22 protein-coding genes are annotated in these 22,386 nt (G+C 59.6%); 11 read left to right on the top strand and 11 right to left on the bottom strand.

Annotated elements, in window-relative coordinates; genetic code table 11:
• Positions 1 to 110: 110 nt before the first annotated feature.
• Positions 111 to 926, bottom strand: coding sequence for a putative RNA methyltransferase (locus AB5Z14_RS02025; protein WP_316369189.1), 816 nt, complete (start codon positions 924 to 926; stop codon positions 111 to 113).
• 191 nt (positions 927 to 1,117) lie between these two features.
• Here AB5Z14_RS02025 and AB5Z14_RS02030 point away from each other — a divergent pair, with 191 nt between their 5' ends.
• Positions 1,118 to 2,500: an MATE family efflux transporter gene (locus AB5Z14_RS02030; protein WP_316369190.1), complete on the top strand. Its 1,383-nt coding sequence runs from the start codon at positions 1,118 to 1,120 to the stop codon at positions 2,498 to 2,500.
• Between the two features lie 27 nt (positions 2,501 to 2,527).
• Here AB5Z14_RS02030 and AB5Z14_RS02035 read toward each other — a convergent pair whose 3' ends face one another.
• Complete coding sequence (locus tag AB5Z14_RS02035) at positions 2,528 to 3,394, bottom strand: LysR family transcriptional regulator (protein ID WP_117766861.1); 867 nt, start codon at positions 3,392 to 3,394, stop codon at positions 2,528 to 2,530.
• Between the two features lie 158 nt (positions 3,395 to 3,552).
• On the opposite strand from AB5Z14_RS02035, the gene AB5Z14_RS02040 reads away from it, so the two are divergent.
• Positions 3,553 to 4,455 (top strand): DMT family transporter, encoded by a 903-nt coding sequence (locus tag AB5Z14_RS02040; protein ID WP_368130062.1) that lies wholly within the window; start codon positions 3,553 to 3,555, stop codon positions 4,453 to 4,455.
• 88 nt (positions 4,456 to 4,543) lie between these two features.
• A complete protein-coding gene (locus AB5Z14_RS02045) occupies positions 4,544 to 5,269 on the top strand; it encodes a uracil-DNA glycosylase (protein ID WP_368130063.1) in 726 nt (241 codons plus the stop codon).
• 50 nt (positions 5,270 to 5,319) lie between these two features.
• Here AB5Z14_RS02045 and AB5Z14_RS02050 read toward each other — a convergent pair whose 3' ends face one another.
• From AB5Z14_RS02050 to AB5Z14_RS02060, 3 genes are all read right to left on the bottom strand, one after another.
• Positions 5,320 to 6,000 carry an SDR family NAD(P)-dependent oxidoreductase gene (locus AB5Z14_RS02050; protein ID WP_368130064.1) on the bottom strand — a complete coding sequence of 227 codons (681 nt, stop codon included), beginning with the start codon at positions 5,998 to 6,000 and terminating at the stop codon, positions 5,320 to 5,322.
• A gap of 9 nt (positions 6,001 to 6,009) precedes the next feature.
• A complete protein-coding gene (locus AB5Z14_RS02055) occupies positions 6,010 to 6,732 on the bottom strand; it encodes a VUT family protein (RefSeq protein ID WP_368130065.1) in 723 nt (240 codons plus the stop codon).
• A 155-nt stretch (positions 6,733 to 6,887) separates the two neighbouring features.
• Positions 6,888 to 8,501, bottom strand: coding sequence for a peptide chain release factor 3 (locus AB5Z14_RS02060; protein ID WP_117820856.1), 1,614 nt, complete (start codon positions 8,499 to 8,501; stop codon positions 6,888 to 6,890).
• A 215-nt stretch (positions 8,502 to 8,716) separates the two neighbouring features.
• On the opposite strand from AB5Z14_RS02060, the gene AB5Z14_RS02065 reads away from it, so the two are divergent.
• From AB5Z14_RS02065 to AB5Z14_RS02080, 4 genes are all read left to right on the top strand, one after another.
• The gene (locus AB5Z14_RS02065; protein WP_055252216.1) at positions 8,717 to 9,097 is read left to right on the top strand and encodes a GntR family transcriptional regulator; all 381 of its coding nucleotides are present in this window, start codon (positions 8,717 to 8,719) and stop codon (positions 9,095 to 9,097) included.
• Positions 9,098 to 9,120: 23 nt separating this feature from the next.
• Positions 9,121 to 10,002, top strand: a complete 882-nt coding sequence (locus AB5Z14_RS02070; RefSeq protein ID WP_368130066.1) for an ABC transporter ATP-binding protein — start codon at positions 9,121 to 9,123, stop codon at positions 10,000 to 10,002.
• Positions 9,999 to 10,697, top strand: coding sequence for an ABC-2 transporter permease (locus tag AB5Z14_RS02075; RefSeq protein WP_368130067.1), 699 nt, complete (start codon positions 9,999 to 10,001; stop codon positions 10,695 to 10,697). Before AB5Z14_RS02070 ends, AB5Z14_RS02075 begins: the two co-directional genes overlap by 4 nt.
• A gap of 278 nt (positions 10,698 to 10,975) precedes the next feature.
• Positions 10,976 to 11,713: a class I SAM-dependent methyltransferase gene (locus AB5Z14_RS02080; protein ID WP_368130068.1), complete on the top strand. Its 738-nt coding sequence runs from the start codon at positions 10,976 to 10,978 to the stop codon at positions 11,711 to 11,713.
• Between the two features lie 83 nt (positions 11,714 to 11,796).
• On the opposite strand, the gene AB5Z14_RS02085 is transcribed toward AB5Z14_RS02080, so the two are convergent.
• The 3 genes from AB5Z14_RS02085 to AB5Z14_RS02095 all read right to left on the bottom strand — a co-directional run bounded on the left by AB5Z14_RS02085 (position 11,797) and on the right by AB5Z14_RS02095 (position 14,207).
• Positions 11,797 to 13,086, bottom strand: coding sequence for a chloride channel protein (locus tag AB5Z14_RS02085; RefSeq protein WP_368130069.1), 1,290 nt, complete (start codon positions 13,084 to 13,086; stop codon positions 11,797 to 11,799).
• Positions 13,087 to 13,211: 125 nt separating this feature from the next.
• Positions 13,212 to 13,745 (bottom strand): LOG family protein, encoded by a 534-nt coding sequence (locus AB5Z14_RS02090; protein ID WP_099431340.1) that lies wholly within the window; start codon positions 13,743 to 13,745, stop codon positions 13,212 to 13,214.
• Between the two features lie 36 nt (positions 13,746 to 13,781).
• Positions 13,782 to 14,207, bottom strand: a complete 426-nt coding sequence (locus AB5Z14_RS02095; RefSeq protein ID WP_099431339.1) for a potassium channel family protein — start codon at positions 14,205 to 14,207, stop codon at positions 13,782 to 13,784.
• A gap of 197 nt (positions 14,208 to 14,404) precedes the next feature.
• Between AB5Z14_RS02095 and AB5Z14_RS02100 the strand changes: the two genes are divergently transcribed.
• Both AB5Z14_RS02100 and AB5Z14_RS02105 read left to right on the top strand, forming a co-directional pair.
• The gene (locus AB5Z14_RS02100; RefSeq protein ID WP_368130070.1) at positions 14,405 to 17,209 is read left to right on the top strand and encodes an ATP-binding protein; all 2,805 of its coding nucleotides are present in this window, start codon (positions 14,405 to 14,407) and stop codon (positions 17,207 to 17,209) included.
• Between the two features lie 42 nt (positions 17,210 to 17,251).
• Positions 17,252 to 17,731 carry a pyridoxamine 5'-phosphate oxidase family protein gene (locus tag AB5Z14_RS02105; protein WP_368130071.1) on the top strand — a complete coding sequence of 160 codons (480 nt, stop codon included), beginning with the start codon at positions 17,252 to 17,254 and terminating at the stop codon, positions 17,729 to 17,731.
• A gap of 74 nt (positions 17,732 to 17,805) precedes the next feature.
• Here AB5Z14_RS02105 and AB5Z14_RS02110 read toward each other — a convergent pair whose 3' ends face one another.
• A complete protein-coding gene (locus AB5Z14_RS02110) occupies positions 17,806 to 19,017 on the bottom strand; it encodes a MalY/PatB family protein (protein ID WP_368130072.1) in 1,212 nt (403 codons plus the stop codon).
• A 114-nt stretch (positions 19,018 to 19,131) separates the two neighbouring features.
• Entirely contained in the window at positions 19,132 to 19,869 is a 738-nt protein-coding gene (gene tsaA, locus AB5Z14_RS02115; protein WP_368130073.1) for a tRNA (N6-threonylcarbamoyladenosine(37)-N6)-methyltransferase TrmO, read from the bottom strand.
• A 141-nt stretch (positions 19,870 to 20,010) separates the two neighbouring features.
• Between tsaA and AB5Z14_RS02120 the strand changes: the two genes are divergently transcribed.
• A complete protein-coding gene (locus AB5Z14_RS02120) occupies positions 20,011 to 20,838 on the top strand; it encodes a TipAS antibiotic-recognition domain-containing protein (RefSeq protein ID WP_368130074.1) in 828 nt (275 codons plus the stop codon).
• A 51-nt stretch (positions 20,839 to 20,889) separates the two neighbouring features.
• Complete coding sequence (locus tag AB5Z14_RS02125; RefSeq protein ID WP_368130075.1) at positions 20,890 to 21,135, top strand: glutaredoxin family protein; 246 nt, start codon at positions 20,890 to 20,892, stop codon at positions 21,133 to 21,135.
• Between the two features lie 181 nt (positions 21,136 to 21,316).
• On the opposite strand, the gene acgM is transcribed toward AB5Z14_RS02125, so the two are convergent.
• Positions 21,317 to 22,363 (bottom strand): radical SAM/SPASM domain protein, ACGX system, encoded by a 1,047-nt coding sequence (gene acgM, locus AB5Z14_RS02130; RefSeq protein ID WP_368130076.1) that lies wholly within the window; start codon positions 22,361 to 22,363, stop codon positions 21,317 to 21,319.
• Positions 22,364 to 22,386 lie beyond the last annotated feature (23 nt).

Below are 22,386 nucleotides of genomic sequence, written 5' to 3' on the forward strand. Positions count from 1 at the left end.
CCTCTGCAGCCAAGTAACTAAAAGGGCCGATCGCGCATATCCGCAGTCGGCCCTTTACGTTTGCCCAGATAACACCTGCCAAAATAAACCTGTCCCTTTTTGGCAGGTTGTTAGCTGTGACGGTACTCGGCGATGATGAAGTCGATGTCGGTTTGAAGGGTGTCCAGGTTTGCCAGGCGCTCTTTATCGGCAGGGCGCGTGCGGTAGTAGTACGGCGTCATTTGGAACACCGCCTCGATGTCAGCCTGGGTCTGGAGCGTAATGTTCGCAAACACCCGCTGCGTTCCGACCAACTCGAGTTCGGTGGTCTTCGGCAGCTTCTCGTCATTGAGATATGGCGTGTCGTAGAGCACCTCTTTGAGGCCAAACAGATGCCGGGCACCCGGCACCACGGTATAGAGCGAGCCCTCTGGCGCCAGCACGCGGGCAAACTCACGCTCGTTAAAGGGAGCGAAGAGCTCGGTCACCATATCAAAGGCGCCATCAGCCACGGGGATATCTTTCATGTTGGCCACGAAGTACGTCGCATCGCCGCGCTTGGCGGCCAGGCGCACCATCTCCTTGCCCAGGTCGAAACCGTAAGCATCTACGCCCGGCACCGCGCCCATAGCGCTGGTGTAGTAGCCCTCGCCGCAGCAAATATCGAGCAGCGTCATGGGGCAGTTCGTAGACGCGGCACGTCCAGACACCCGCTCGCGCACCAGCTCGACCATCGCATCGCGCAACGGCGCGTAGTATCCACGGTTCAGAAAGTCACGACGGCTGCGCGCCTGCGACTTGGGATCACCCATGGAGTCGCCGCTCTTGGACGAGCGCAGCAGATAGAGATAGTCCTCGCGCGCACGGTCAAATCGGTGTCCGCCCGCGCATGCAGCACCGCGCTCGTCGTCCACCAACGGTTCATGGCAAACGGGACACAACAACATGGCAACTCCTTAGCGCGAACAACACAACACCCACCATTGTCGCACGCCTTCCCCACCTAGTCATAGAAGAGACAAGGAGTGTCCCCAGCTGCCGACAGAAAAGGAACGTCCCTAAGTGCCGACTGGTTGCATTAGGAGTATCATCGTCTGCGCAAATAAGCACGAAAGAGCATATTAGAGATTGAGAGCGTATGGCAGACACCGCATCTAAGCACATTGACATGACCACCGGCTCGCTATGGCGCAATATTCCCCTGTTCGCCTTCCCCGTGGCCGCCACGAGCATCTTGGAGCAGCTGTCGAACCTCATCGCCACGGTCATCATCGGTAACTTCTCGGGCGACCAGGGAACCCTCGCCATGGCGGCGGTCGGCTCCAATGTTCCGCTTACCAGTCTTATGCTCAACCTTTTTATTGGCATGTCGCTTGGCTCCAACGTGGTCATCGCCAACGCTATCGGCCGCAACGATCAGAACATGGTCAAACGCGCCGTCCATACCTCGATTTTAATGGCGCTCGTGGGCTTTGTCGTCATCGCACTGGGCGAGATCTTTGCCGAGCCCATGCTCGCTGCGCTCAACGTGCCTGCCGAGACCATGCCGCTCGCTTCGCTCTACCTGCGCGTCTTTTTGCTCAGCATGCCCTCGATCTTGCTCTACAACTTTGAGGCCGCGATCTTCCGCTCCGTCGGCATCACCCGCATGCCGCTGCAGGCGCTCGCCGTGTCCACCGTCCTCAACATTGGCCTGGACCTCATCTTTGTCCCCGTACTCCACTGGGGCGTCGCGGGCGTCGCCATCGCCACCGCCATCGCCTACACCGTCAGCGCCGCTACGCTCTTTATCCGCCTGCTCAAGACCGACTCCGTCGTCCGCGTCACCCCACGCGACTTAGGCTTAGACCCCGTCGCCCTCAAGCGCATCGTCAAGATCGGCCTGCCCGCCGGCATCCAAAGCGCTGTCTTTGCCGTCGCCAACATCATCATCCAGTCCGCCATCAACAGCTTGGGCACCGAGGTCATGGCGGCATCGAGCGCTGCCATGAGCCTGGAGTACGTGTGCTACAACCTGCTCAACAGCTTTAGCCAGGCCTGCACCACCTTTGTGGGACAAAACCACGGTGCCCGCCAAATCGACCGCTGCACCAAGACGCTCAAGGTCTGCCTGATCGAAGGCGGCATCGTTGCACTCACCACCATCGTCATCATCGTAGGCTTGGGACGCGAAATCCTGGCGCTGTTCAACAGCGACCCCAACATCGTCTCGATCGGCTATATCCGCGTGTGCTCGATCTTCCCTGCCTACGCCTTTAGCATGTTCTACGAAAACATGTCCGGCTACCTGCGCGGCTTTGGCATCTCGCTCATGCCCGCCCTCATCACCATGATCTGCGTCTGCGGTATTCGCTTCTATTGGGTATTCTGCGTGTTCCCGCACTTCCGCACCTTTGCGAACATCATGATGGTCTACCCCATCAGCCTGGGCACCACGGCGTTCTTTATGGTCGTGGCGGTACTACTCTGCCACCCGGCACGCACCTATCGCGCCGCCCAAGCCAAAGCGACAGCCCGCTAAACACCGCACTCAACGCCATGCCAGTCATTAATTGACAATATGCGAGCTCATATAGTCGATAAAGTGCCTCGTGGCGATAGGCATGGTGTCCCAGCTGCGCCAGGCTGCCACTACGTCACGCGAGGGAGCGTGCACGATGGGACGCACGCGAATATCGGCCCTCATGCCCTCGACGGTACGGCGATACAGCATACTCACGCCTAGGCCCTCCTCCACCATCGCCATGATGGTGTAGTCGTCGGTCACCTCGCTCGTCACGTGCGGCGACAGCCCATGCGCCGCGAATGCATCGAGCACCAGGCTCTGTTCGCCCTCATCCAGCAGCACAAACGGCTCGGACGCCAGGTCGGCGAGCGTCACCTTTTCCTTTGCCGTCAGCGGATGCGCGGCCGGCAACAGTGCCACCAACTCATCGTGATAGACCACGCGCTTCTCGAGCCCAGCAGTAAATCCGCGTGCCGTAAAGCAAAAATCAACCACGCCATCGTGCACCCACTGGGCATTGCGCGTGTAATCGCCCTGTTTGAGCGTAAAGCGTACACCCGGATGCAGGGCACCAAAGTCGCGGATCACGCGCGGCAACACGGTGCGGCTCACGTTGGTAAACGTTGCGATACGAATATCAGTCGAGGAGAGTCCCAGCAATTCCTGGCGCTTGCCCTCAAGCTCGGCCTCGGCAGTTACAATCTGGCGCAGATACGGCAGGTACTGCTTGCCGTCGCGCGTAAGCGAAACGCCCTGCTTGCCGCGCTCGATAAGCGTGGTACCCAGCTCGCGCTCGAGCGCTTTGACGGCCTGGCTCACCGCACTTTGCGTATAGCCTAGCTCGTCGGCCGCGCCCTTAAGACTGCCGCGATCGACCACCATACACACAATCTGATACCGCGATGCCATCGTGCCTCCTCATCGATGTAGCCGTAAAACGTTTTGCCAGGGCTTTTTCTTCCGACATTAGCATTTCTTAATCATACTGAAGATACATTCGCTTTACTACATCCACATCTGGGAGCAGAATCCTTTTTACGAAACCGTTCTGTAACAAAAGGAGTCCCATGGATCGCAAAAAAGCAATCGCGCTCTCGTTCTCCGTTCCCGTCGCATGGGGCTTTTCGTACCCCCTCATGAAGATCGGCATGGACAGCATGAACGCCACGAGCATCGTTGCGCTGCGCTGCATCATCGCCTTTGTGGCCTGCCTGCTGCTCTTCCACAAGCACGCGCTGCGCATCAACCGCGACCTCATGGTTCGCGCCGCCATCATCGGCGCCATCATGGCAACCGAGCTCACCTGCATGTGCTTGGGCTCCAGCCTCACCTCTGCCTCCACCGCCGGCTTTTTGCAGAGCCTGACGGTCGTGATCGTGCCGTTTGCCAACGCCGCCCTACTGCGCCGCGCCCCCGAGCGCAAAGTGCTCATCGGCACGGCTATCGTCACCTGCGGCATGCTGCTGCTCTCGGGCGCCGACTTCACCAGCCTGAAACCGGGCGCGCTCATCATGCTGCTCTCCGCCTTTGTCTATGCCGGTCATATCATTGTGGCGAAGCGCTTTGTCGAAGATGTCGACCCGCTGGCCCTGGGCGTTTGGCAGCTGGGCTTCGGCGGCTTATTCTCGGGTATTGCCGCATTCTCCTTTGGCGGCTTCACGCTTCCCAGCACGCCCAGCGAGATCGTCGTTATCGTCGCGCTCGCACTCATCTGCTCTGCCTATGGCTTTATCACTCAGACACTCGTGCAGCCCCACGTGCCCGCCGAGACCACCGGCTTCGCCTTCTCGCTCGAGCCGGTCTGCTCGGCCGTCTTCTCGTTCTTCTTGGTCGGCGAGGTCCTGAGCCCCATCGCCTTCTTTGGCGCCGCCCTCATCCTCACCGGCGTCATGGTGGCAACCGTCGAGCTTCCGCGCCTTCGCGCGCATGGACAGGCTCGTATGGCAGGAGCGCCCGAGCGCGTCTCGTAGACCCCACTCCTTATGCAGCCGCGGCATAAAGGCAACCGGTGCGCCTTTACAATAGATGCCAACAGAGCATCTGCCATAAAGGAGCCCCATGGACACCGCAACCCGCGACCGCAACATAGCAACTTGGTTGGGCGATGCGCCGCAGCCGGTACGTGACACGACGAACCAGCTGCTCGAGCGCATCGCCCTTTTGCGTGCCGAGCAAACCATCTACCCGGCACAAGACGACATCCTCAATGCCCTCGCCTATACGCCGGCCGACCAGGTCAAAGTTGTCATTTTGGGTCAAGATCCCTATCACGGACCCAACCAGGCCATGGGGTTATCGTTCTCGGTCCCCGCGACGCAAACCAAGTTGCCGCCGAGCCTGCGCAACATCTATAAGGAACTCAAAGCCGATCTGGACTGCCCCATTCCTGCCACGGGAGACCTAACCCCATGGGCACAACAGGGCGTCCTGCTCCTTAACACCACGCTCACCGTGCGCGAGCATGCCGCCAATTCGCACGCCAAGCTGGGCTGGAGCACGCTCACCGACTACGTTATCGAACGCTGCTGTCAGCTGCCCCAACCGGTAGTCTTTTTGGCATGGGGCCGCTTTGCCCAGCAGATGGTCGAAGGCAAGCTCGCCGCAACTGGTGCGGGCAAGGCAACCGGCAAGTTCTGCCTGGCCTCTACGCACCCCTCGCCGCTTTCGGCCAACCGTGCCACGGCAGAACTCCCCGCCTTTATGGGGTCGCGCCCCTTCTCGGCAGCCAATCGGCTACTCGAACAGCACGGCTCGACCCCCGTCAACTGGACTTGCCTCGGCTAAAAATCGATACATCAAAAACGCGCCCGACGGCTTTCCATCGGGCGCGTTTCCTACTCGGGCCAAATAAATTGCGTGCGGCCGGCCTCGCCGCCATCGATCAGCAGGCTCTGCCCGGTCATAAACCGGTTGGTCACGCCCACAAAGTAGATCCACTCGGCGATCTCTTGGGCGGTGGCCCAGCGCTTAAGCGGTGTGAGCTCCATAATCTGGTTCCACAGGTGTTCGTCTTCCATCACGCAACGGTTGAGCGGCGTGATAACGCCGCCCGGGTCCACACTGTTGGCGATGGCCTGCGGTGCCAGCCGGTTTGCAAGGTTCTTGGTGTAGGCGATAATGCCGCCCTTGCTGGCAGCATAGGCGGGAAACTCCGATCCCGTATGCCCGCTCGCCGACCCCACATTGACCACGGATTTAATAGCCGGCGCCGGCTTGGCGGCAAGCCCCTCCCCCACAAAGGCGTAGCGCTCGGTCACGTTGATGGTGCCACGCAGGTTGGAGGCGATGTCGTCGGCCGAATCCTGCGTACCGGCAACATTCACGATTACCTGGGGTTCAAGGTCGCTTGGAAACGAGTCCGGCTCGCGGACATCAACGATCAGATGGCGGTAGCGCTCGTGTTCGATCGCCGCCGGCAGCAGATCAAAGCCCACGACCTCGTGGCCCTCGTCCAAAAAGCGCTGCACGCACGCGGCTCCGATACCACCCGAAGCGCCCGTGATCAAAACCCGCATACTTGCTCCTTAGGCGGTTGCGTGGCGCTCGAGGTACTCGGAGCCCACATTCTCGCGCTCCCAGCCGCGCACGACCTTGTAGCCCACGGGGCTCAGGAAGACCTCGCACAGTAGCTCGGCAACAGCGCCGGTCAGCGAGCACATAAGGACCTGCACCCAGGTCCAACCAAAGAACGTATGGCTCACCACAATGGCAAAGACCAGGTTGTCGACAAACTGGCCAACACCCGTGGACACATAGGAGCGGAAGGCGAAGCTCGCAAAGTTATTCTTTTTGAGCATACGGCCGAGCGACTGGTTGAGCGTGGAGTTGACCACGGCAGAAACGAGCATTGCCAGCGAAGAGCCCAGCACCACGTACCAGGTGCCGCCGATGGTGGCGTTAAGGGCGGTGTTGACCTCGATCATACCCGTGTCGTAGTAGGCGCCCCACATGCCGGGCGTGAGCGAGCATGCCCAAAAGCACAGGCTAACGGCCAGGTTGACCAGCAGCGCGAGGATAGAGATTTTGATGGATGCCTTGGCGCCAAAGCGTTTGCAGATCATGTCCTGGCACAAAAACGAAACCCAGCTCACCACAAAGCCGCAATCGAGTGCCAGATACGGCAGGCTGATGAGCTCTTTGTTGGCCAGCAGGTTCATCATGATGACACTCACGAAAAACAGCGAAACCGTTGCCGCGGGAATGCTCCGCAACAGGACCTTGTAGTCCTCCATGACCTTCTTGATCATTATGTACTCCTTTGGTTTTAGGTTTAACGAGCAGGATATCGGACCCGAACTGCTCGGACGCCCCGGTCTTGAGACGACGGTGGTATGATAGCCGCTCACACGGCATCAGGCAAGCAAACGGCGCGGCAGCCCCGCAGGGCCACCGCGCCGATGCGTTAAAACGCTACGTTGCCAAACTCCGACAGGATAAGGTCGGGGTTGTGGTCGGTTGCCCAGTCCACGTTCCACGGGCTCGTGAACAGCAGCAGCTTACCGCCGCGCATATCCTCGACACGAAGCGTGTCGCGCGTGAGCGAAAGGGCCGGGATATCGATGGTATCGGGGTCGTTCTGGATCCAGCGGATGTCCGTATAGGGCAGCGGCTGGCGACGAACCTCAACACGGTACTCGGCCTTGAGGCGGCGCTCGAGCACCTCAAACTGCAGCACACCGACCACGCCCACGATGACGCTCTCCATGCCGGCACCCAACTCGCGGAAGATCTGGATGGCGCCCTCCTGGGCAAGCTCCTCCATGCCCTTGACGAACTGCTTGCGCTTGAGCGTGTCGACCTGCGTAATACGAGCGAACATCTCGGGGGCAAACGTCGGGATCTGCGGATACTGCACGTGGCGCTTGCCAGAGCACACGGTGTCGCCGATGCTAAAGATGCCCGGATCGAACAGGCCCACGATATCGCCCGCGTACGCCTCGTCCACGATGGCGCGGTCATCGGCCATCATCGACGTGCCCGTGGCAAGCTTGAGCTTGCGGTTGCCCTGCACGTGGAAGGCATCCATGCCGCGCTCGAACTTGCCCGAGCAAATGCGCACAAAGGCGATGCGGTCGCGGTGGTTCTTGTCCATGTTGGCCTGGATCTTAAACACGAAGCCGCTAAAGTCGTCGCGGCAGGGGTCGACCGGCTCGCTGGTGAGTGTGTCGGTGTAGGCGCGCGGCGTCGGGGCCAGGCGCAGGAACTCCTTGAGGAAGGGCTCCACGCCAAAGTTGGTGAGTGCCGAGCCAAAGAACGCCGGACTCAGCTTGCCGCAGGCCACGGCATCCAAGTCGAGCTCGTCGCCGGCGCCATCGAGCAGCTCGATGTCATCCATCAGGTTCTTATGGTTCTCCTCGCCGATGAGCTCATCCATGGAAGGATCGCCCAGCTCGGCCTCGACCTCGGCGACCTTCTTGGTGGCGTTGGCGTGACCGTCGCCCTCAAAGGCAATGACGCGACGGGTCTGACGGTCGAACACGCCGCGGAAGTTGCGGCCGCTGCCGATCGGCCAGTTCATGGGATACGTATTGATACCCAGGACGTTCTCGATCTCTTCCATGAGCTCAAACGGATCGCGAGCCTCGTGGTCGAGCTTATTCACAAAGGTGAAGATGGGAATATGGCGCAGCGTACAGACCTTAAAGAGCTTTTTGGTCTGGGCCTCGACGCCCTTGGCGCCGTCGATGACCATGACTGCGGCGTCGGCGGCCATAAGGGTACGGTAGGTATCCTCCGAGAAGTCCTGGTGGCCGGGGGTATCGAGGATGTTGACGCAGGCGCCATTATAGGTGAACTGCAGCACCGAGGAGGTAACGGAAATGCCGCGCTCCTTCTCGATGTCCATCCAGTCCGAGACGGCGTGCTTGGCCGAGCTCTTGCCCTTGACCGAACCGGCAGTCTGGATGCTGCCGGTATAGAGCAGCAGCTTCTCGGTAAGCGTGGTCTTACCGGCGTCCGGGTGGCTGATGATCGCGAATGTGCGGCGCGACGAGATTTCATCCGACAGGCTTGCCATGCGGATCCTTTCTTGCATTGAGTGCATTACGTCGATGTAACCGCACTATTGTAGCCGCGAAATCCCGCTCTAGGGCGCCTATCAGGACAAATTCATCAGTTGGGGCCTGGGTAGCCGGCCCAATCCGAATTTGTCTCTTGCGTAACTGTACATAGTGTATATATACTGTGCTTACCGGTTATATACACGTGTAGCCCAACAGCTAAGGAGCCGCTGTGGACATCATCCTATCCAATTCGAGCGACAAGCCCATCTACGAGCAAATAGCCTCGCAAGTCAAAGCTCAGATCCTTTCGGGCACGCTCGCGGCGGGAGCCAAACTCCCCAGCATCCGTGCACTCGCGAGCGATCTTGGCGTGAGTGTCATCACCACCAAGCGAGCCTACGCCGACCTGGAGCAACTCGGCTTTATCTGCACCGTGCAGGGCAAGGGCTGTTTTGTCGCCGAGGGCAACCAGGAGCTCTTGCGCGAAAACCAGCTCTGCCATATCGAAGAGCTGCTTGCGAAAGCGGCGAGCCAAGCCGAAGCCTTGGGCGTCACGCGCGACAAGCTGCACGAGATGCTCGACCTCGTAGCCCCCGAAACCATGCAGTAGCCATCTGCAAGAAAGGCTATACCATGCAAAATTTGCTAGAACTCAAAGGTGTATCGCGCCGCGTGAGCGACCGTTTTTCGTTGCGCGACGTCACGCTTGCCGTGGAGCCCGGCCAGATCGTTGGCTTTGTGGGCGCAAATGGCGCCGGCAAGACGACGACCATTCGCGCCGCGCTTGGGCTTATAAAGCCCGATGCCGGCGAGGTGCATCTGCTTGGACAGCGCTGCGACGCCAACGCGCCCGACGAGACGCAGCGCCACCTGCGCTCCCGCATCGGGCTTGTCCTGGACACGTGTCCCTTCCCCTCCACGCTCAAGGTGGGCCAGGTCGAGAAGCTCGTAGGCCCGGCATACCCCACGTGGAGCTGCGAAACGTTCGCCGGATTCATCGACCGATTTGGCCTCGATCCCAAGACGAAGGTCAAGGACCTCTCCCGCGGCATGGGCATGAAGCTGCAGCTCGCCTGTGCGCTCAGCCACAATGCCAAGCTGCTCGTTTTGGACGAAGCCACCGCGGGCCTCGATCCCATGGCGCGCGAGGAACTGCTCGACGAGTTGCTTGCCTTTGTCGCCGACGGCCAGCACAGCGTGCTGCTCTCGAGCCACATTACATCCGACCTCGATCGCACTGCCGACCGCGTCATCTGCATCGATAACGGCTCGATTGTGTTTGACCTGCCGCGCGAGGACATTACCGACCGAGCCGGCATCGCCCACTGCACCCAAGCACAGGCCGCAGAGCTTATGGCTTGCGTCGAAGGTGCCCGTGCCGCCCACCACGCCTATAGCGTGGACGTGCTCGTACCCAACCGTCGCGAGGCGCTCGAGGCCTTCCCCGAGATTCCCTGCGACCGGGCAACCATTGATGACTATCTTCGCCTCATACTGAAAGGGGCTTCGAAATGAAACGCGCCTTTATGTCTGAGCTCGCCATCGTCCGCACGCTTGTCCCGAGCATCGCGGGCGTCGGCCTGTTCATCTTCGTCGTACTGACCCTCGCCAACGCATCGGACGGTGACTCTGGCATGAGTGCCGGCGCCTGCGCGGTCAGCGCCATGTCGCCCATCGTGGTCATGAACTCGCTGGCCGGCTACGACAATCAAAACGGATGGGAGCGCTATCGGGCAACGCTGCCCATCTCGCGCAAAGACATCATCTGTGCACGCTACCTGAGCATCATTGTCTTCTCGGCCGTCATGGCGTGCGCCGCCGCGCTTTTGAGCATCGTCTCCATCCCGCTCTTCAACAGCGCGGGTATTCCCTCGACGGGACAGACCGTCTTTGAGACCACAATAGCCTCCGCCGCATCGATGCTCATCTCCCTCATGATGGTGTTTTTGGCACAGCCGCTGTTCTTTCGATTTGGACACATGGAGGCGCTGCGCCTTTCCGTCGGCCTGTTTGCCCTGCTCGGGTGCCTTGCCATGGCAGCGCTGAGCTCCTCCAACCCCATCAGCAACTGGCTCATGTCGATTGCTGGGGCGAATCCCAATCCCGCCGTCCTCGGCTGCCTGTGCGCAGGAATTGCCGTACTGGCCCTCGCGCTATGTGCAATCAGCTGCACCGTCAGCACCAAGGTCTATCGAGCACGCGACCTGTAGGCGGGCGAATCTCGACCCACGCAGGTCGTAATCGGCCACAATCGCGCCCCTCGAATCCGTGACAAATGGCATTTCCCCGGCCCGTGCGCAACGTTCTATAATCAAAGCGTCACGGGCCTCGGCCCAATTTCGATCATCCAAGGGGATGTCTTTTTGGTCATTGTTCTTTAGGGAACGGTCAATCGCATACAAATTGAAAACGGCCGTCCAACGGCCGCGGTTTGTTGCGCCGTTCCGCCTCCGTCATCTGCCACATATGCACCTGATAGGAAAGAACAATGAACTCTGCGAAATCTCAATCCTTCCCAAAAGCCACCAGCTTCGACGCGGCACTTGTGCACTCTAAGATTATGGGCCCCAATCCCCTCAAACTCTGCGAAGAGCTCCTTTGCGATGCGAGCATTCCCCGCGGCGCCCGTGTCTGCGACCTTGGGTCGGGCACCGGCATTACCAGCGCCCTGCTTGCCCGCGAATACGGATTTGACACTTATGCTGTCGACCTGTGGAGCGATCCCGTCGAAAACCGCGCGTTCTTCGATTCACTCGGTATTCCCCGCAACACGATTCACCCTGTTAAGGCGGACGCTTCACAGGGGCTCCCGTTTGAGCACGACTATTTTGATGCGGTCGTGAGCATCGACTCGTACAACTACTACGGCCGCGACCCGCACTATCTGAGCGAGCGCTTGCTCCCCTATGTCAGGCGCGGGGGCATGCTGTATTTGAGCATCCCTGGCATGGCCTGCGACTGCCACGATAATCTGCCCGAATGCCTGCTCAAATCCTGGGCACCCGAGCAGCTCGACTACATGCACGACATGGCCTGGTGGCGCGCCATGATCGAGCCGACCCCCGGCGTCGAGATCGTCTCGATGCAGCCTATGCTCTGCACGGACGAAGCATGGGAAGACTGGCTCGCCTGCGACAACGAGTATGCAGCAGGCGACCGCGCTGCCGTTGAAGCCGGCGCGCTCGAATACCTCAACACCATCGCCATCGTGCTGAGGAAGCTCTAAACAACAACCGCGTGAGGCCGTAAACAAACGGCCTCACGCGGTTTCTTTAAAACGAGTTCTGAACAAACGCAAAGCGCAATACGCTACTTGCGCAGCGGCTTGGGCAGCGGGATGCCGGCGGCGATAACGGCGGCGATGATCATACAGACGATACCCTTGAGCGGGAAGCACATGAGCAGCAGGCCCACGACCATGACGGGCTGGCGCATGACGGCACCCATTGTCGAGGCGGTGCAGACGGCGACGCAAAAGACCGGATCGGCGCCAGTGAGGATGGCAAGGCCGTAGCCCAGGCTTACGCCCGAGAAGATAACCGGGAAGAAGTGGCCGCCACGCCAACCAAGGTTGATGAGGGCGGGCGTCAGCATGGCCTTAACAAGACCGGTCGCGATAAGCACGCCGGCGGGAATGGTCAGATAGGTTTCCATGAGCACGTCGGCCTGGGTCTCGCCGGCAAACATGGTGTAGGGCAGGACCGTTCCGCAGATGGCGAGCGCCAGACCAGCCAGCATTGCCTTGACGACAGGGCGCTCCCCTATGGCATGGGACAGTACCTCGCTTGCATGCTCAGAGACAAAGTACAGCCAGCCGCATACGGTACCGACCAACGCCAGCGGAATGAGCCAGGCAAGCTCCAGGTTGCCCACCTCGGCGGACTCGAACCTGGGCATGCCCATGCCGCCACCCACAAGCTGGCCAAGCAGCAGGTAAGTGCCCAGACCGCCGGCAATCGCAATGCCGTAGACCACAGTCTTTTGCGCCTTGGGGAGCTTGATGGTGATCTCATCGGATGCGGGGTCCTCGTCGCCGTCGGCGCTACCGGCAAGCGGTGCCACAAAGCCAAAGACGGGCGCGGTAAAGAGTGCCGTCAGGGCAGCCTGGGTGCCCAGCAGCGTGAGCTCCCTAAACTCGGCGCCAAAGCGACGCATGCGATCGCCGACCCAGCTGCACAGACCCGCGATAACGCCGGTCAGGCCGGCCTCCGGTCCAATGCTTCCGCCAAACAGCAGTGGCAGCAATGCCGCGAGCGAAAGCTTGCCGAGGTTGTCATACGGGTAGCGCCCGTCTTGCTTAACCTTAGCCATCACCTGGTTGAGGTCATCGGTCTTGGTGCCCGTAAGCTTTTCGTACAGACCGATTAGCAGGCCGCCCAGCAAGCAGACGAAAAACGGGTACGGCAGAAAGCCAAACGGGCCGCTGGCAAGCTCGGGCGAAGCGACGCCCAGCGCGTGCGGAATCTCGGTCCATAGACAGTCGATACCGTGCTCCATCGCAAAAAAGAACAGCCAGACCGCGGCGCCTGCGAATGCACCGGTCACAGCCACGCTCACTAAAAACAGCGCACGGTTTTTGGGTTTTGCAAGGTTGTCCATCGGGACCTCCCGTGGTCAAAATCGACAAAGATACGCTTTATTGTAGAGCGAGCGTTGCCCGAACGAGCCAACCGTCTGCGCCGCAAACGGCACCATTGGGAGTCATAGTGGGGCAGGCTCAAGACTTATCCGTTGATAATCGAGGCAATCTCACGCAAATCGTCGGCAAAGTAGATGCCGAGCTGGCGCCTCGAGCTCGAAAGCCCCTTATCAATCATGTGCCCGAGCAGCGCCTTGAGGTCGTTGTAGTAACCGTCCAGGTTATACAGGATGCATGGCGCACTCAGATGCCCCAGCGACACGGCCGACATGACCTCGGCAATCTCCTCGAGCGTGCCCGTGCCACCCGGGAAGGCGACGAACGCGTCACCGAGCTCAATCATCTTGGCCTTGCGCTCGGCCATATCACTCGTCACGATGAGGTCGTCGATGCCATCGTGCTGAAACTCGGCCTCGATAAAAAAGCTCGGCTCCACGCCCGTCACATGACCGCCAGCATCGAGTACGCTATCGGCGAGCGCACCCATCAGGCCCGATTTGGACCCGCCGTATACCAGCGCGTGCCCGTTAGAGCCAATCCAGTTGCCCAGCTCTTGCACCGCAGGCAAAAATGCTGGGTCGTTACCAACGCTGGCGCCCAGGTATACCGTGATGTTCATATGCAATCCCCCTCATCGTGACGCGCGGCGCCCGTTCTAGCGTTGGCGGCGGCGATATTCGCGCACACGGCGCGACAGGTCGGCGAGCTCGTCACGATCGAGCTCTTCCAAATGCTCAAGATCGTCCATAAAGCGCGCCATGGTGTCCTTTTGGCGCAGCTTGATGAGCGTATTGCAGTAGTTCACCGCCACACCCGTGAGCATGGCGATGTAGAAGATGCTGATGACGCTCAGGACGACGGTAATCGCGCGGGCAACCGGCGTCTCGGCCGGAATATCGCCAAAGCCGATGGTCGAGACCGTCTCAAAGCTAAACCACAGGCCATCGCCAAACGTGAGGGTCGTAGGCTCGGACAGCCAGACAGCCGTCGAGCACAGCAGGTAAAAGATAAGAAACAGGCCCGTGATGCGTGCAAAGCCAGCCTGTCGCAGCACATCGGCAAGCGTCCTCAACCTGTTCATTGCGACCCCTTCCACGGACAACCAATCACGTTCGCTCGGTATTGTCCCACAACCGGCAGTTAGGGACGTTCCTTTTGTGCCGGTAGAAAGGGACTGTCCCCAACTGCCGGGCGGGACCGTTTAGCGGTGCAGCTGCCGACTGGGCAGGCTGAGCTGGTATCCTTATGCGGTAATGTCTCGATTCGTTAGGATTGCATGTGAGAGCTTCCGCTGTCCTTCGTTCAGTTATATATCGCGCCCTGGCCATTGTGCTTGCCGCGCTTGCCGTGCTGAGTTCTATCGCGCCTGCCCAGGCTTTTGCCGATGACTCTAGTCAGCCAGTCAAAACGGTCCGCGTTGGTTGGCTCGTCAACAATGAGGGCTTCCAAGACGGCACCCCCGGCGAGCGTCTCTCGGGATGGGGTTACGAGTACCTCCAGACCCTCTCGTACTACACACCCGGCTGGCAGTACGAATACGTCTCCGGCACCTTCACCGAGCTTATGGAGAAGCTCGAAGCCGGCGAGATTGACCTCATGCCAAACATCTCCTACTCCGAAGAACGCGCCCAAAAACTGCTCTTCTCGTCGAACCCCGAGGGCACCGAACGCTACTACATCTACGCTAGGCCCGACCGTGACGACCTCGCAAAGGGTGACCCTCAAGCACTCCAGGGTCTCACTATCGGTTTCAACCCCGGCGTCATGCAAACCTTCGTCGGCCAGCAGTGGCTTGCCGACGAAGGCATCACCTGCACCTATAAAGAAATGGCCAGCGGCGGCGACCTCTTCGATGCGCTGGCAAACGGTGAGGTCGACGCCATCATCATGAACGACACAATCTCGTCGCCCAACGCCTCCCCCATGTTCTACGTTGGCTCGAGCGACTACTATTTCGCCGTTCCCAAAAGCCGTCCCGACCTCATGGACGATATCAATGCCGCCATGGCGGCAATCGCCCGCGTCAACCCCCGCTACAACGACGAGGTCAAGGCAAATTACTCGGCCCAAAACAGCGGGTCATCATCACTCGACAGTGCCGAGACCTCCTGGCTCAAAGCGAACGGAAACACCATCACGCTGGGCTATCTTAAAAACCAGCTCCCCTACTGCACGCAAAATGACGACGGCGAAATGGAAGGATCGCTCGCCACACTCGCGACGAAGCTGCACGACAAATTTGGCATTAACGTTAAAACGGTCGCCATCTCAAACAACAAGCAGCTGGCAAAAGCCCTTTCGGAAGGCACCATCGATGTCGCCCTGCCTTTTTTCCGCGACTACTGGCTCGCCGAACAGGAAGGAGTCATCCAGTCAAACTCGATGGGAACGGTTTCCCTGACCGCCATCCACAGCAGCAGCGACCTAAGCAAGGACCTCAAGAGCATCGTCTGCTCAGAGAGCGCGATCGTCAGCTGCCCTGAGCTCGAGAGCCTGTTCCCCGACGCAACGGTAACCGAATACCCAACCGCCAGCGAAGCGCTCAGAGCCCTCAATAAAGGAGAGGCCAGTTGCATTATCGTCCCCAGCACGCGCCTGGAAACCATCCGTGAAACCTACGACATCGAGGATTTCGAAACGCAGGAACTCACCAACACAGCAGAGCTATCGTGCTTGATTTCGCGCGGCAATCCCCAGCTTTTAGGAATCATCAATAAGGGCATCATCAATGCCGGCGAATCGCTCTCCGCGAACAGTTATTCCCCCACATCGTATTCGGCGCAAGAATCGGACACACTCCGGTTTCTCTACCGCAACCGCACCGCCGCTGCCGCCGTTATCATCTGCATTTTGCTCTCCGGCATCGTCATCCTTGTCTGGTCGCTTCAACGCGCGCGGAAAGAGCGGCAGAAAGCCGACGCCGCCAACGCCGCTAAAACCGCGTTCCTCACGCGCATGAGCCACGACATCCGTACACCGCTCAACGGCATCTTGGGCCTTATCGAAATTGAAGAACTAAAAGAGGGCGATATACAGGTCGCCCGAGAAAGCCGCGCCAAAGCGCGTGTTGCCGCCAACCATCTGCTCTCTCTGATCAACGACATCCTCGAGATGGGCCGGATCGAAGAGCACAAGATGACCCTCGAGCACGAGTCGTTCAACCTCAAGGAGCTCTGTGACGATGCGTTGGTACTGTGCAGACTCCGCGCATCGGACCGCGGCATTACGCTACTCAACACCAGCGAGCCCTATGCCGTCGACCAGAGTATGGTCGGCAGCCCCACCCATATCCGCCGAATCATCATCAACCTGCTCGACAACAGCATCAAATACAACAAGCACGGCGGCACCGTCACCTTCTCTTCCACCGTCAAGCCGCTCAACGACGCACACGCGCTCTTTTGTTTCACCATCGAAGACACCGGCATCGGCATGACGCCCGAGTTTCTGAAGCATATTTACGAGCCGTTTGCCCAAGAGGGAAACGATGCCCGCAGCAAGTTCCAGGGAACCGGCATGGGCATGCCCATCGTCAAATCGCTCATCGACATGATGGGCGGCACGATTGAGATCTCGAGCGAGCTCGGCGTGGGCAGCACGTTCAACGTCCAGATTCCGCTCGATATCGACAGGAACCCTCAGGCTCGCATGCAGCTAGCCGAGAAGGTGCCGAATTGCTCGCTCGCCGGCATGAACGTCCTGCTCGCCGAAGATAACGACCTGAATGCCGAGATTGCCCAAGCGCTGTTGGAATCCGAAGACGTCGTGGTGACCCGAGCCGCTAATGGCAACGAAGTTGTCGACCTCTATCTCTCACGTCCCGCCGGCAGCTTCGACGCCATCCTCATGGACATCATGATGCCCGGTATGGACGGTTACGAGGCAACGCGCGTGATTCGTCTGAGCGGTAAGCCCGATGCCGACGACATCCCCATCATCGCGCTGACCGCCAATGCCTTTGCCGAGGACGTCAAGGCCGCACGCGACGCCGGCATGAACGCCCATCTGCCCAAGCCGCTCGATTTTGAAAAGCTCAAAAACATTCTCGCCCGCATCAAGCAGCACGGCCCCAGTTCGCTATAGTCTCTCCCCAAGAACCATGCCCGATTGGAAAGGAATCCCGCGATGTTTAGGCCTCTACGCCGAAAGAAGCGCGCCATTACCGACGAGGCGGCGCGCGAGCTGCTCGCCACCTGCAAGCGCGGTGTCTTTGCCGTCAACGGCGACGATGGCTACCCGTACGCCATTCCCGTCAACTACTTCTTTGACGCTGAGCACGACAAGATTTACTTCCACGGCGCCAAGGCGGGCCACAAGGTCGACGCTCTCAAGCGTGACGACAAGGTCTGTTTTACCGTCTACGGCAACGACTGGTACAAGGACGACGATTGGGCGCCCTACGTGCAGAGCACCGTTGTCTTTGGCCGTTGCCGCCTAGCGAATGACGCCCCCGCATTTATCGAGGACAAGGTCCGTGAGCTCGCGCTCAAGTACTACCCCGCTGCCGAAGAGGTCGAGGAAGAAATCGCCAAGGACATCAAGGGCGTTCAGCTGTACGAAATTATGATTGAGCATCTCTGCGGCAAGCAGATTCACGAAAAGTAAGGGCCTGGGATCAGACCCCAGCATAACAATCAAGCCAGAAGACCCCGCGCATGTCGTCCGTTCGTTACGGCTTGCTATGCATTAAAAACGTAGCGGCTCAAACGCTCACACGCCTCCTGCACGCGCGAAAGCGGCAGCGCCAGGTTCACGCGAATGTGGCAGGGGCCACGGAACGGACGGCCGTCCTGATAGCCCACGCCTACGCGGGCGCCCTCGTCGAGCAGCCATTGAATATCGCGGTCCTGCTCGCGGCACCACTCCGTGCAGTCCAGGAACACCATGTACGTGCCCTGCGGACGCGAATAGGTCACGCCTTCGAAATGCTCGTCCACGTAATCACAGAAGTAGTCGACGTTGCCCTTGATGACCTCGTTGAGCTCGTCTACCCACTCGTAGCCCTGCGGCTGGTAGGCGCCGATGAGCGCGTGCATCGAGAGGACGTTCATCTCGTTGTAGTGGGTCTTGTCGGACACGGCGCACACGCGGTCACGCAGCGTCTCGTTGTAGATGATGTGGTAGCTGCCGACCAGGCCCGCCAGATTGAAGGTCTTGCTGGGCGCATAAAGGGCTACCGTGCGCATGCGGGCGTCCTCGCTCACCGACTGCGTCGGAATGTGCTTGTGCCCGGGACGGATGATGTCGGACCAAATCTCGTCCGAGATCACCACGCAATCGTGCTGGCGATAGATGTCCATGGCGCGCTCGATCTCGTCGCGCTCCCACACGCGACCGCAGGGATTGTGCGGCGAGCAGAAGACGGCAGCATGGATGTGGTTTTGCGCGAGCTTGCGCTCCATGTCCTCAAAATCCATGCGCCATACGCCCTGGTCGTCGAGCTTAAGCGGGCTGTGAACAATACGGTAGCCCGCGGCCTCGATGGACTTGGTAAAGCCGATGTAGGTGGGGCTATGGACCAGCACCGCGTCGCCCGGCTGGACGTACGCGCGCAGCGTCGATACCACACCGCCCAGCACACCGTTTTCGTAGCCGATGTGCTCAGGGAGCAGGCCCTCAACGTCATTGCGGCGACTCTGCCATTCGATGATGCGATCGAAGTACTCGGCGCGGGGATCAAAGTAGCCAAACATAGGGTGCCGGGCACGCTGGATGATGTGCTCCTGCACCGTCGGCACCGTCGCAAAGTTCATGTCCGCCACCCACATGGGGATGCGGTCGAAGCCCTCATCGGGTACGTTTGGCGCCATGCCGGGGATCTCGCCCCACGAGTCAACGGCGATGGCATCCATGCCGTGGCGGTCGATAAGCGAGGTGAAGTCGTATTTCATGCTAGGCTCCCGTGCAAAGCGGATCGGTTCGGTAGGCGTTATTGTCCACCAGCGCGGACGATTTTGGCACGGGTTTTGGGATTGTATTTGGCAGGAGCGCAAACGCCGCGGCGGTTAGCCTTGCGCCTCATCGACATCCGTCACGGTAAGCTGCGTCCCGTCGACCGTGAACGACACGTCGAGCCCAGCATAAGCCAAGTGGTAGACACGGCCGGGCTCGTGCTTGCTGCCAGCGCGGCGCGGATCCTGGCGAAGGACCTCGATTAAGCCGGGCAACTTCGCGGGCGGGACCTTGTCTTGCAGCGCTTGTGGGAACTCGACGTTGAGCTCTTGCCACGGGTTGTCCTCGATCCATCCGCCCGTCGCGTCCGAATGACAGTCCGCAAACGGAATGTAAGGCTTAATGTCGTAGATGGGCGTGCCGTCGCGCAGGTCGGCCCCCAGCACATGGATGATGGGGCCGTCGTCAGTAAGCTCCACGCGGTCGAGCTTTACGCAGGTAAGGCCGATGGGATTGGGGCGAAACGGGCTACGCGTGGCAAACACGCCCACGCGCTCGGCTCCACCCAGGCGCGGCGGACGCACGGTCTTCGACCACTTGGCGTTGGTGCCAGCCTTGTCCTGCGTCTTGACATCGGCAGCGATGTCTTCTGCCGTGCCGCCGGGCGTTCCGTTTTCAAAACGCCAAAGCAGCCATAAGTGCGAGAAGGATTCGAGCCCTGCAACCGCAGCGTTAGAGGCAAACTCCGGCTCAAAGACAATACGCCCCTCAAGGTGAGGCGCCAAAAAGCTGTTGCGCGGAATGCCAAACTTCTGCGGCAGGTCAGTATGTATGTGTGCAATTGGTTCCATGCCGGTCATTGTACGGCATGGGCGCACGAGACGCTGCGCGCAATTCCCCACCGCGTTCGCCCGTCATGCAACCAACGGTTGCTTGGAAGGGCGCTAGCCGCCGCGTATGCTTAAGCCATCAACCGGCAGAAAGGAGCCGTCATGGCCTTTGCAGAAAAACTCATCGCCGTCCGCCGCGCCAACAATCTCACCCAAGAGCAGCTTGCCACTAAACTCTATGTAACGCGCCAAGCCGTCAGCCGTTGGGAGCGCGGCGAGGTCACGCCGGGCATCGATATGATGAAGCTCATTGCCGCTGTGACCGGAGAGCCACTATCTCATCTGCTCGAAATGCCCGAGCACTACTGCGAGAGCTGCGGCATGCTGCTCACGCCCGATGACTGCGGCACCGACGCCACAGGCGCCACGACTGACCATTTCTGCAAATGGTGCTACGACCACGGCAAGTACACCTACGAGACCACCATGGAGGCAATGATCGAGGATTGCGCCCCGCGCCTGGCACAAAACACCGGCATGTCACTCGACGAGGCCGTCTCGCTCATGGGCGCCGTCCTGCCGCAACTAGAGCGCTGGCGCACCGTCCAGGAAAACGAGGAGCGCTACGGCGCCGAGGCCCGGGCGCGCTATGGTGATGAAGCCGTCGACGCGGCAAACGAAGCGCTGCTGGACATGGACCCTCAGACATGGAACGACATGAAGGAGCTTGAACGCGCCATTCTGGGTCAGCTCTCGATTGCCATGGTCGATGGCGAACCGGAAGGCAGCGAGGCTCGCAAGCTCGTCGCGATGCACCGCCGCTGGATAGCTCTCAACTGGGGCAGCGAGCCCCAAGACGAAGCATATCTGGGGCTCGCCCACGGCTACCTCGCCGACCAACGCTTCGTAGACTACTATGACAAGCCGTGTGGCACCGGCGCCACAGCGTTTCTGGTCCAGGTTATCGAGTCGTCGCTGGCTTGCGCTTAGATTGCAGCGGCTTTGGGTATCTCAATCAAAACACCAACCGATTGGAGACCTATGGCTACTAATCACGAACTCGCGTTGTACGTTATGACCGGATGCCCGTATTGCATTAAGGTCAAGCGCTTCCTTGCGGATAACGGCGTGACCATCCCCGAGCGTAACATCTCGACCGACCCTGATGCCGAGCAGACACTCATCGCCGTCGGAGGAAAGCGCCAGGTTCCCTGCCTGTTCATCGACGGCAAGCCGCTTTACGAGTCGAGCGACATCATCACATGGGTGCAGAAGAATCTGCTCTAACACTCGCCTTGCGATCGGCTCACCCCAATCCATACGACCCAAACATGTACACCAGCATCCAAAGTCGACCATTTTCGACATCTTTGGATGCTGGCGTACAGCTTTTTATGGGTAGTCATCGGGGACGCTCTTAAATGACTAGCCGTTAAAGAACGTCCCCGATGACTAGACGACAATAATCCTACTCCTCAATCTCTTTCCAGCACTGGGGGTCGGCCTCGTACATGTCGCCCGTATAGCCGTACGTCACCGCAGGACATCCACGGCACCAACCAAAGAGCTCGCACTTAGAGCACTTCTTGAACTTCTTAAAATCGCGCTTGGCTTCCATTTGCGGAGAGAAGAAGAGCTCTTCCAGCGAGTTTTCGGCAACGTTGCCCACCTTGCTCTCCATGCGGCGACATGCATAGACATCGCCCGTAGGTAGCACCGTCATATGGCCCGTACCGCAGTGGCAGCCGTCATAGATCATGCCGGGCTTAGCATCCTCAGGAATGGTGAACTTACCCTGCTCCCACAAAAGCAGCGTCCACAGATGGTCCTTGAGCTGGAAGAACGTTTTGCAGCCGGCCGCCTGATGGAACTCCATGCGCTCCTGCGCGGCCAGCAACACATCCCGATACTCAAGCGGCTCCAAATGGAACTCGTCACGCTTTTGGCCCGACGTGGGGCAGTAGCGCCCAAAGGCGAACACGTCGACCTCGAGGCTTGCCACAAGGTCGATGAGCTGCGGCAGCTCAGCAGCATTCATGCTCGATACCGTATTCATGACGGCAACCCAGATACCTGCACGCTTAAGGCAACCGATGGCACGCAGAGTCTCGGCAAACGAGCCGGGTTTACGGAAGTAATCGTGCGTTGCCTCGAGTCCGTCGAGCGAGAGCTGATATTTACGGCAACCCAGCTCTTTCATGCGAACACAAACCTCGTCGGTCAGATGGAACGGATTGCCCATCACGCACCACATAAAACCGCGCTCGTGCAAGAGCTCGGCAAGGCGCCAAAAATCGGGATGAAGAATGGGGTCGCCGCCCGTAACGTAAAAGTACGGCTGGCGACCGATGCGCTCGCAGAGCGCCTGGGCCTGATCGACGACCTGGACCATTTGCTCCCACGGCATGCGCTTAAAACCGGCGCAGGCACCGTTGACAAAGATATAGCAATGTTTGCAACGCTGATCGCATTCATCCGTAATGTGCCATTGGAAGGCAAACGCAGGCTTTTGCATCGTGGGACTCCCTTGGTCGATGT

Origin of the sequence: Collinsella aerofaciens (genome assembly GCF_040910265.1) — a bacterium.
Lineage (GTDB): Bacteria > Actinomycetota > Coriobacteriia > Coriobacteriales > Coriobacteriaceae > Collinsella > Collinsella aerofaciens_BK.

Excerpts from the sequence above, each read along its gene's own strand:
- AB5Z14_RS02025 (WP_316369189.1), bottom strand. The coding sequence starts at position 926 with ATGTTGTTGTGTCCCGTTTGCCATGAACCGTTGGTGGACGACGAGCGC.
- AB5Z14_RS02030 (WP_316369190.1), top strand. The coding sequence starts at position 1,118 with ATGGCAGACACCGCATCTAAGCACATTGACATGACCACCGGCTCGCTA.
- AB5Z14_RS02035 (WP_117766861.1), bottom strand. The coding sequence starts at position 3,394 with ATGGCATCGCGGTATCAGATTGTGTGTATGGTGGTCGATCGCGGCAGT.
- AB5Z14_RS02040 (WP_368130062.1), top strand. The coding sequence starts at position 3,553 with ATGGATCGCAAAAAAGCAATCGCGCTCTCGTTCTCCGTTCCCGTCGCA.
- AB5Z14_RS02045 (WP_368130063.1), top strand. The coding sequence starts at position 4,544 with ATGGACACCGCAACCCGCGACCGCAACATAGCAACTTGGTTGGGCGAT.
- AB5Z14_RS02050 (WP_368130064.1), bottom strand. The coding sequence starts at position 6,000 with ATGCGGGTTTTGATCACGGGCGCTTCGGGTGGTATCGGAGCCGCGTGC.
- AB5Z14_RS02055 (WP_368130065.1), bottom strand. The coding sequence starts at position 6,732 with ATGATCAAGAAGGTCATGGAGGACTACAAGGTCCTGTTGCGGAGCATT.
- AB5Z14_RS02060 (WP_117820856.1), bottom strand. The coding sequence starts at position 8,501 with ATGGCAAGCCTGTCGGATGAAATCTCGTCGCGCCGCACATTCGCGATC.
- AB5Z14_RS02070 (WP_368130066.1), top strand. The coding sequence starts at position 9,121 with ATGCAAAATTTGCTAGAACTCAAAGGTGTATCGCGCCGCGTGAGCGAC.
- AB5Z14_RS02075 (WP_368130067.1), top strand. The coding sequence starts at position 9,999 with ATGAAACGCGCCTTTATGTCTGAGCTCGCCATCGTCCGCACGCTTGTC.
- AB5Z14_RS02080 (WP_368130068.1), top strand. The coding sequence starts at position 10,976 with ATGAACTCTGCGAAATCTCAATCCTTCCCAAAAGCCACCAGCTTCGAC.
- AB5Z14_RS02085 (WP_368130069.1), bottom strand. The coding sequence starts at position 13,086 with ATGGACAACCTTGCAAAACCCAAAAACCGTGCGCTGTTTTTAGTGAGC.
- AB5Z14_RS02090 (WP_099431340.1), bottom strand. The coding sequence starts at position 13,745 with ATGAACATCACGGTATACCTGGGCGCCAGCGTTGGTAACGACCCAGCA.
- AB5Z14_RS02095 (WP_099431339.1), bottom strand. The coding sequence starts at position 14,207 with ATGAACAGGTTGAGGACGCTTGCCGATGTGCTGCGACAGGCTGGCTTT.
- AB5Z14_RS02105 (WP_368130071.1), top strand. The coding sequence starts at position 17,252 with ATGTTTAGGCCTCTACGCCGAAAGAAGCGCGCCATTACCGACGAGGCG.
- AB5Z14_RS02110 (WP_368130072.1), bottom strand. The coding sequence starts at position 19,017 with ATGAAATACGACTTCACCTCGCTTATCGACCGCCACGGCATGGATGCC.
- tsaA (WP_368130073.1), bottom strand. The coding sequence starts at position 19,869 with ATGGAACCAATTGCACACATACATACTGACCTGCCGCAGAAGTTTGGC.
- AB5Z14_RS02120 (WP_368130074.1), top strand. The coding sequence starts at position 20,011 with ATGGCCTTTGCAGAAAAACTCATCGCCGTCCGCCGCGCCAACAATCTC.
- AB5Z14_RS02125 (WP_368130075.1), top strand. The coding sequence starts at position 20,890 with ATGGCTACTAATCACGAACTCGCGTTGTACGTTATGACCGGATGCCCG.
- acgM (WP_368130076.1), bottom strand. The coding sequence starts at position 22,363 with ATGCAAAAGCCTGCGTTTGCCTTCCAATGGCACATTACGGATGAATGC.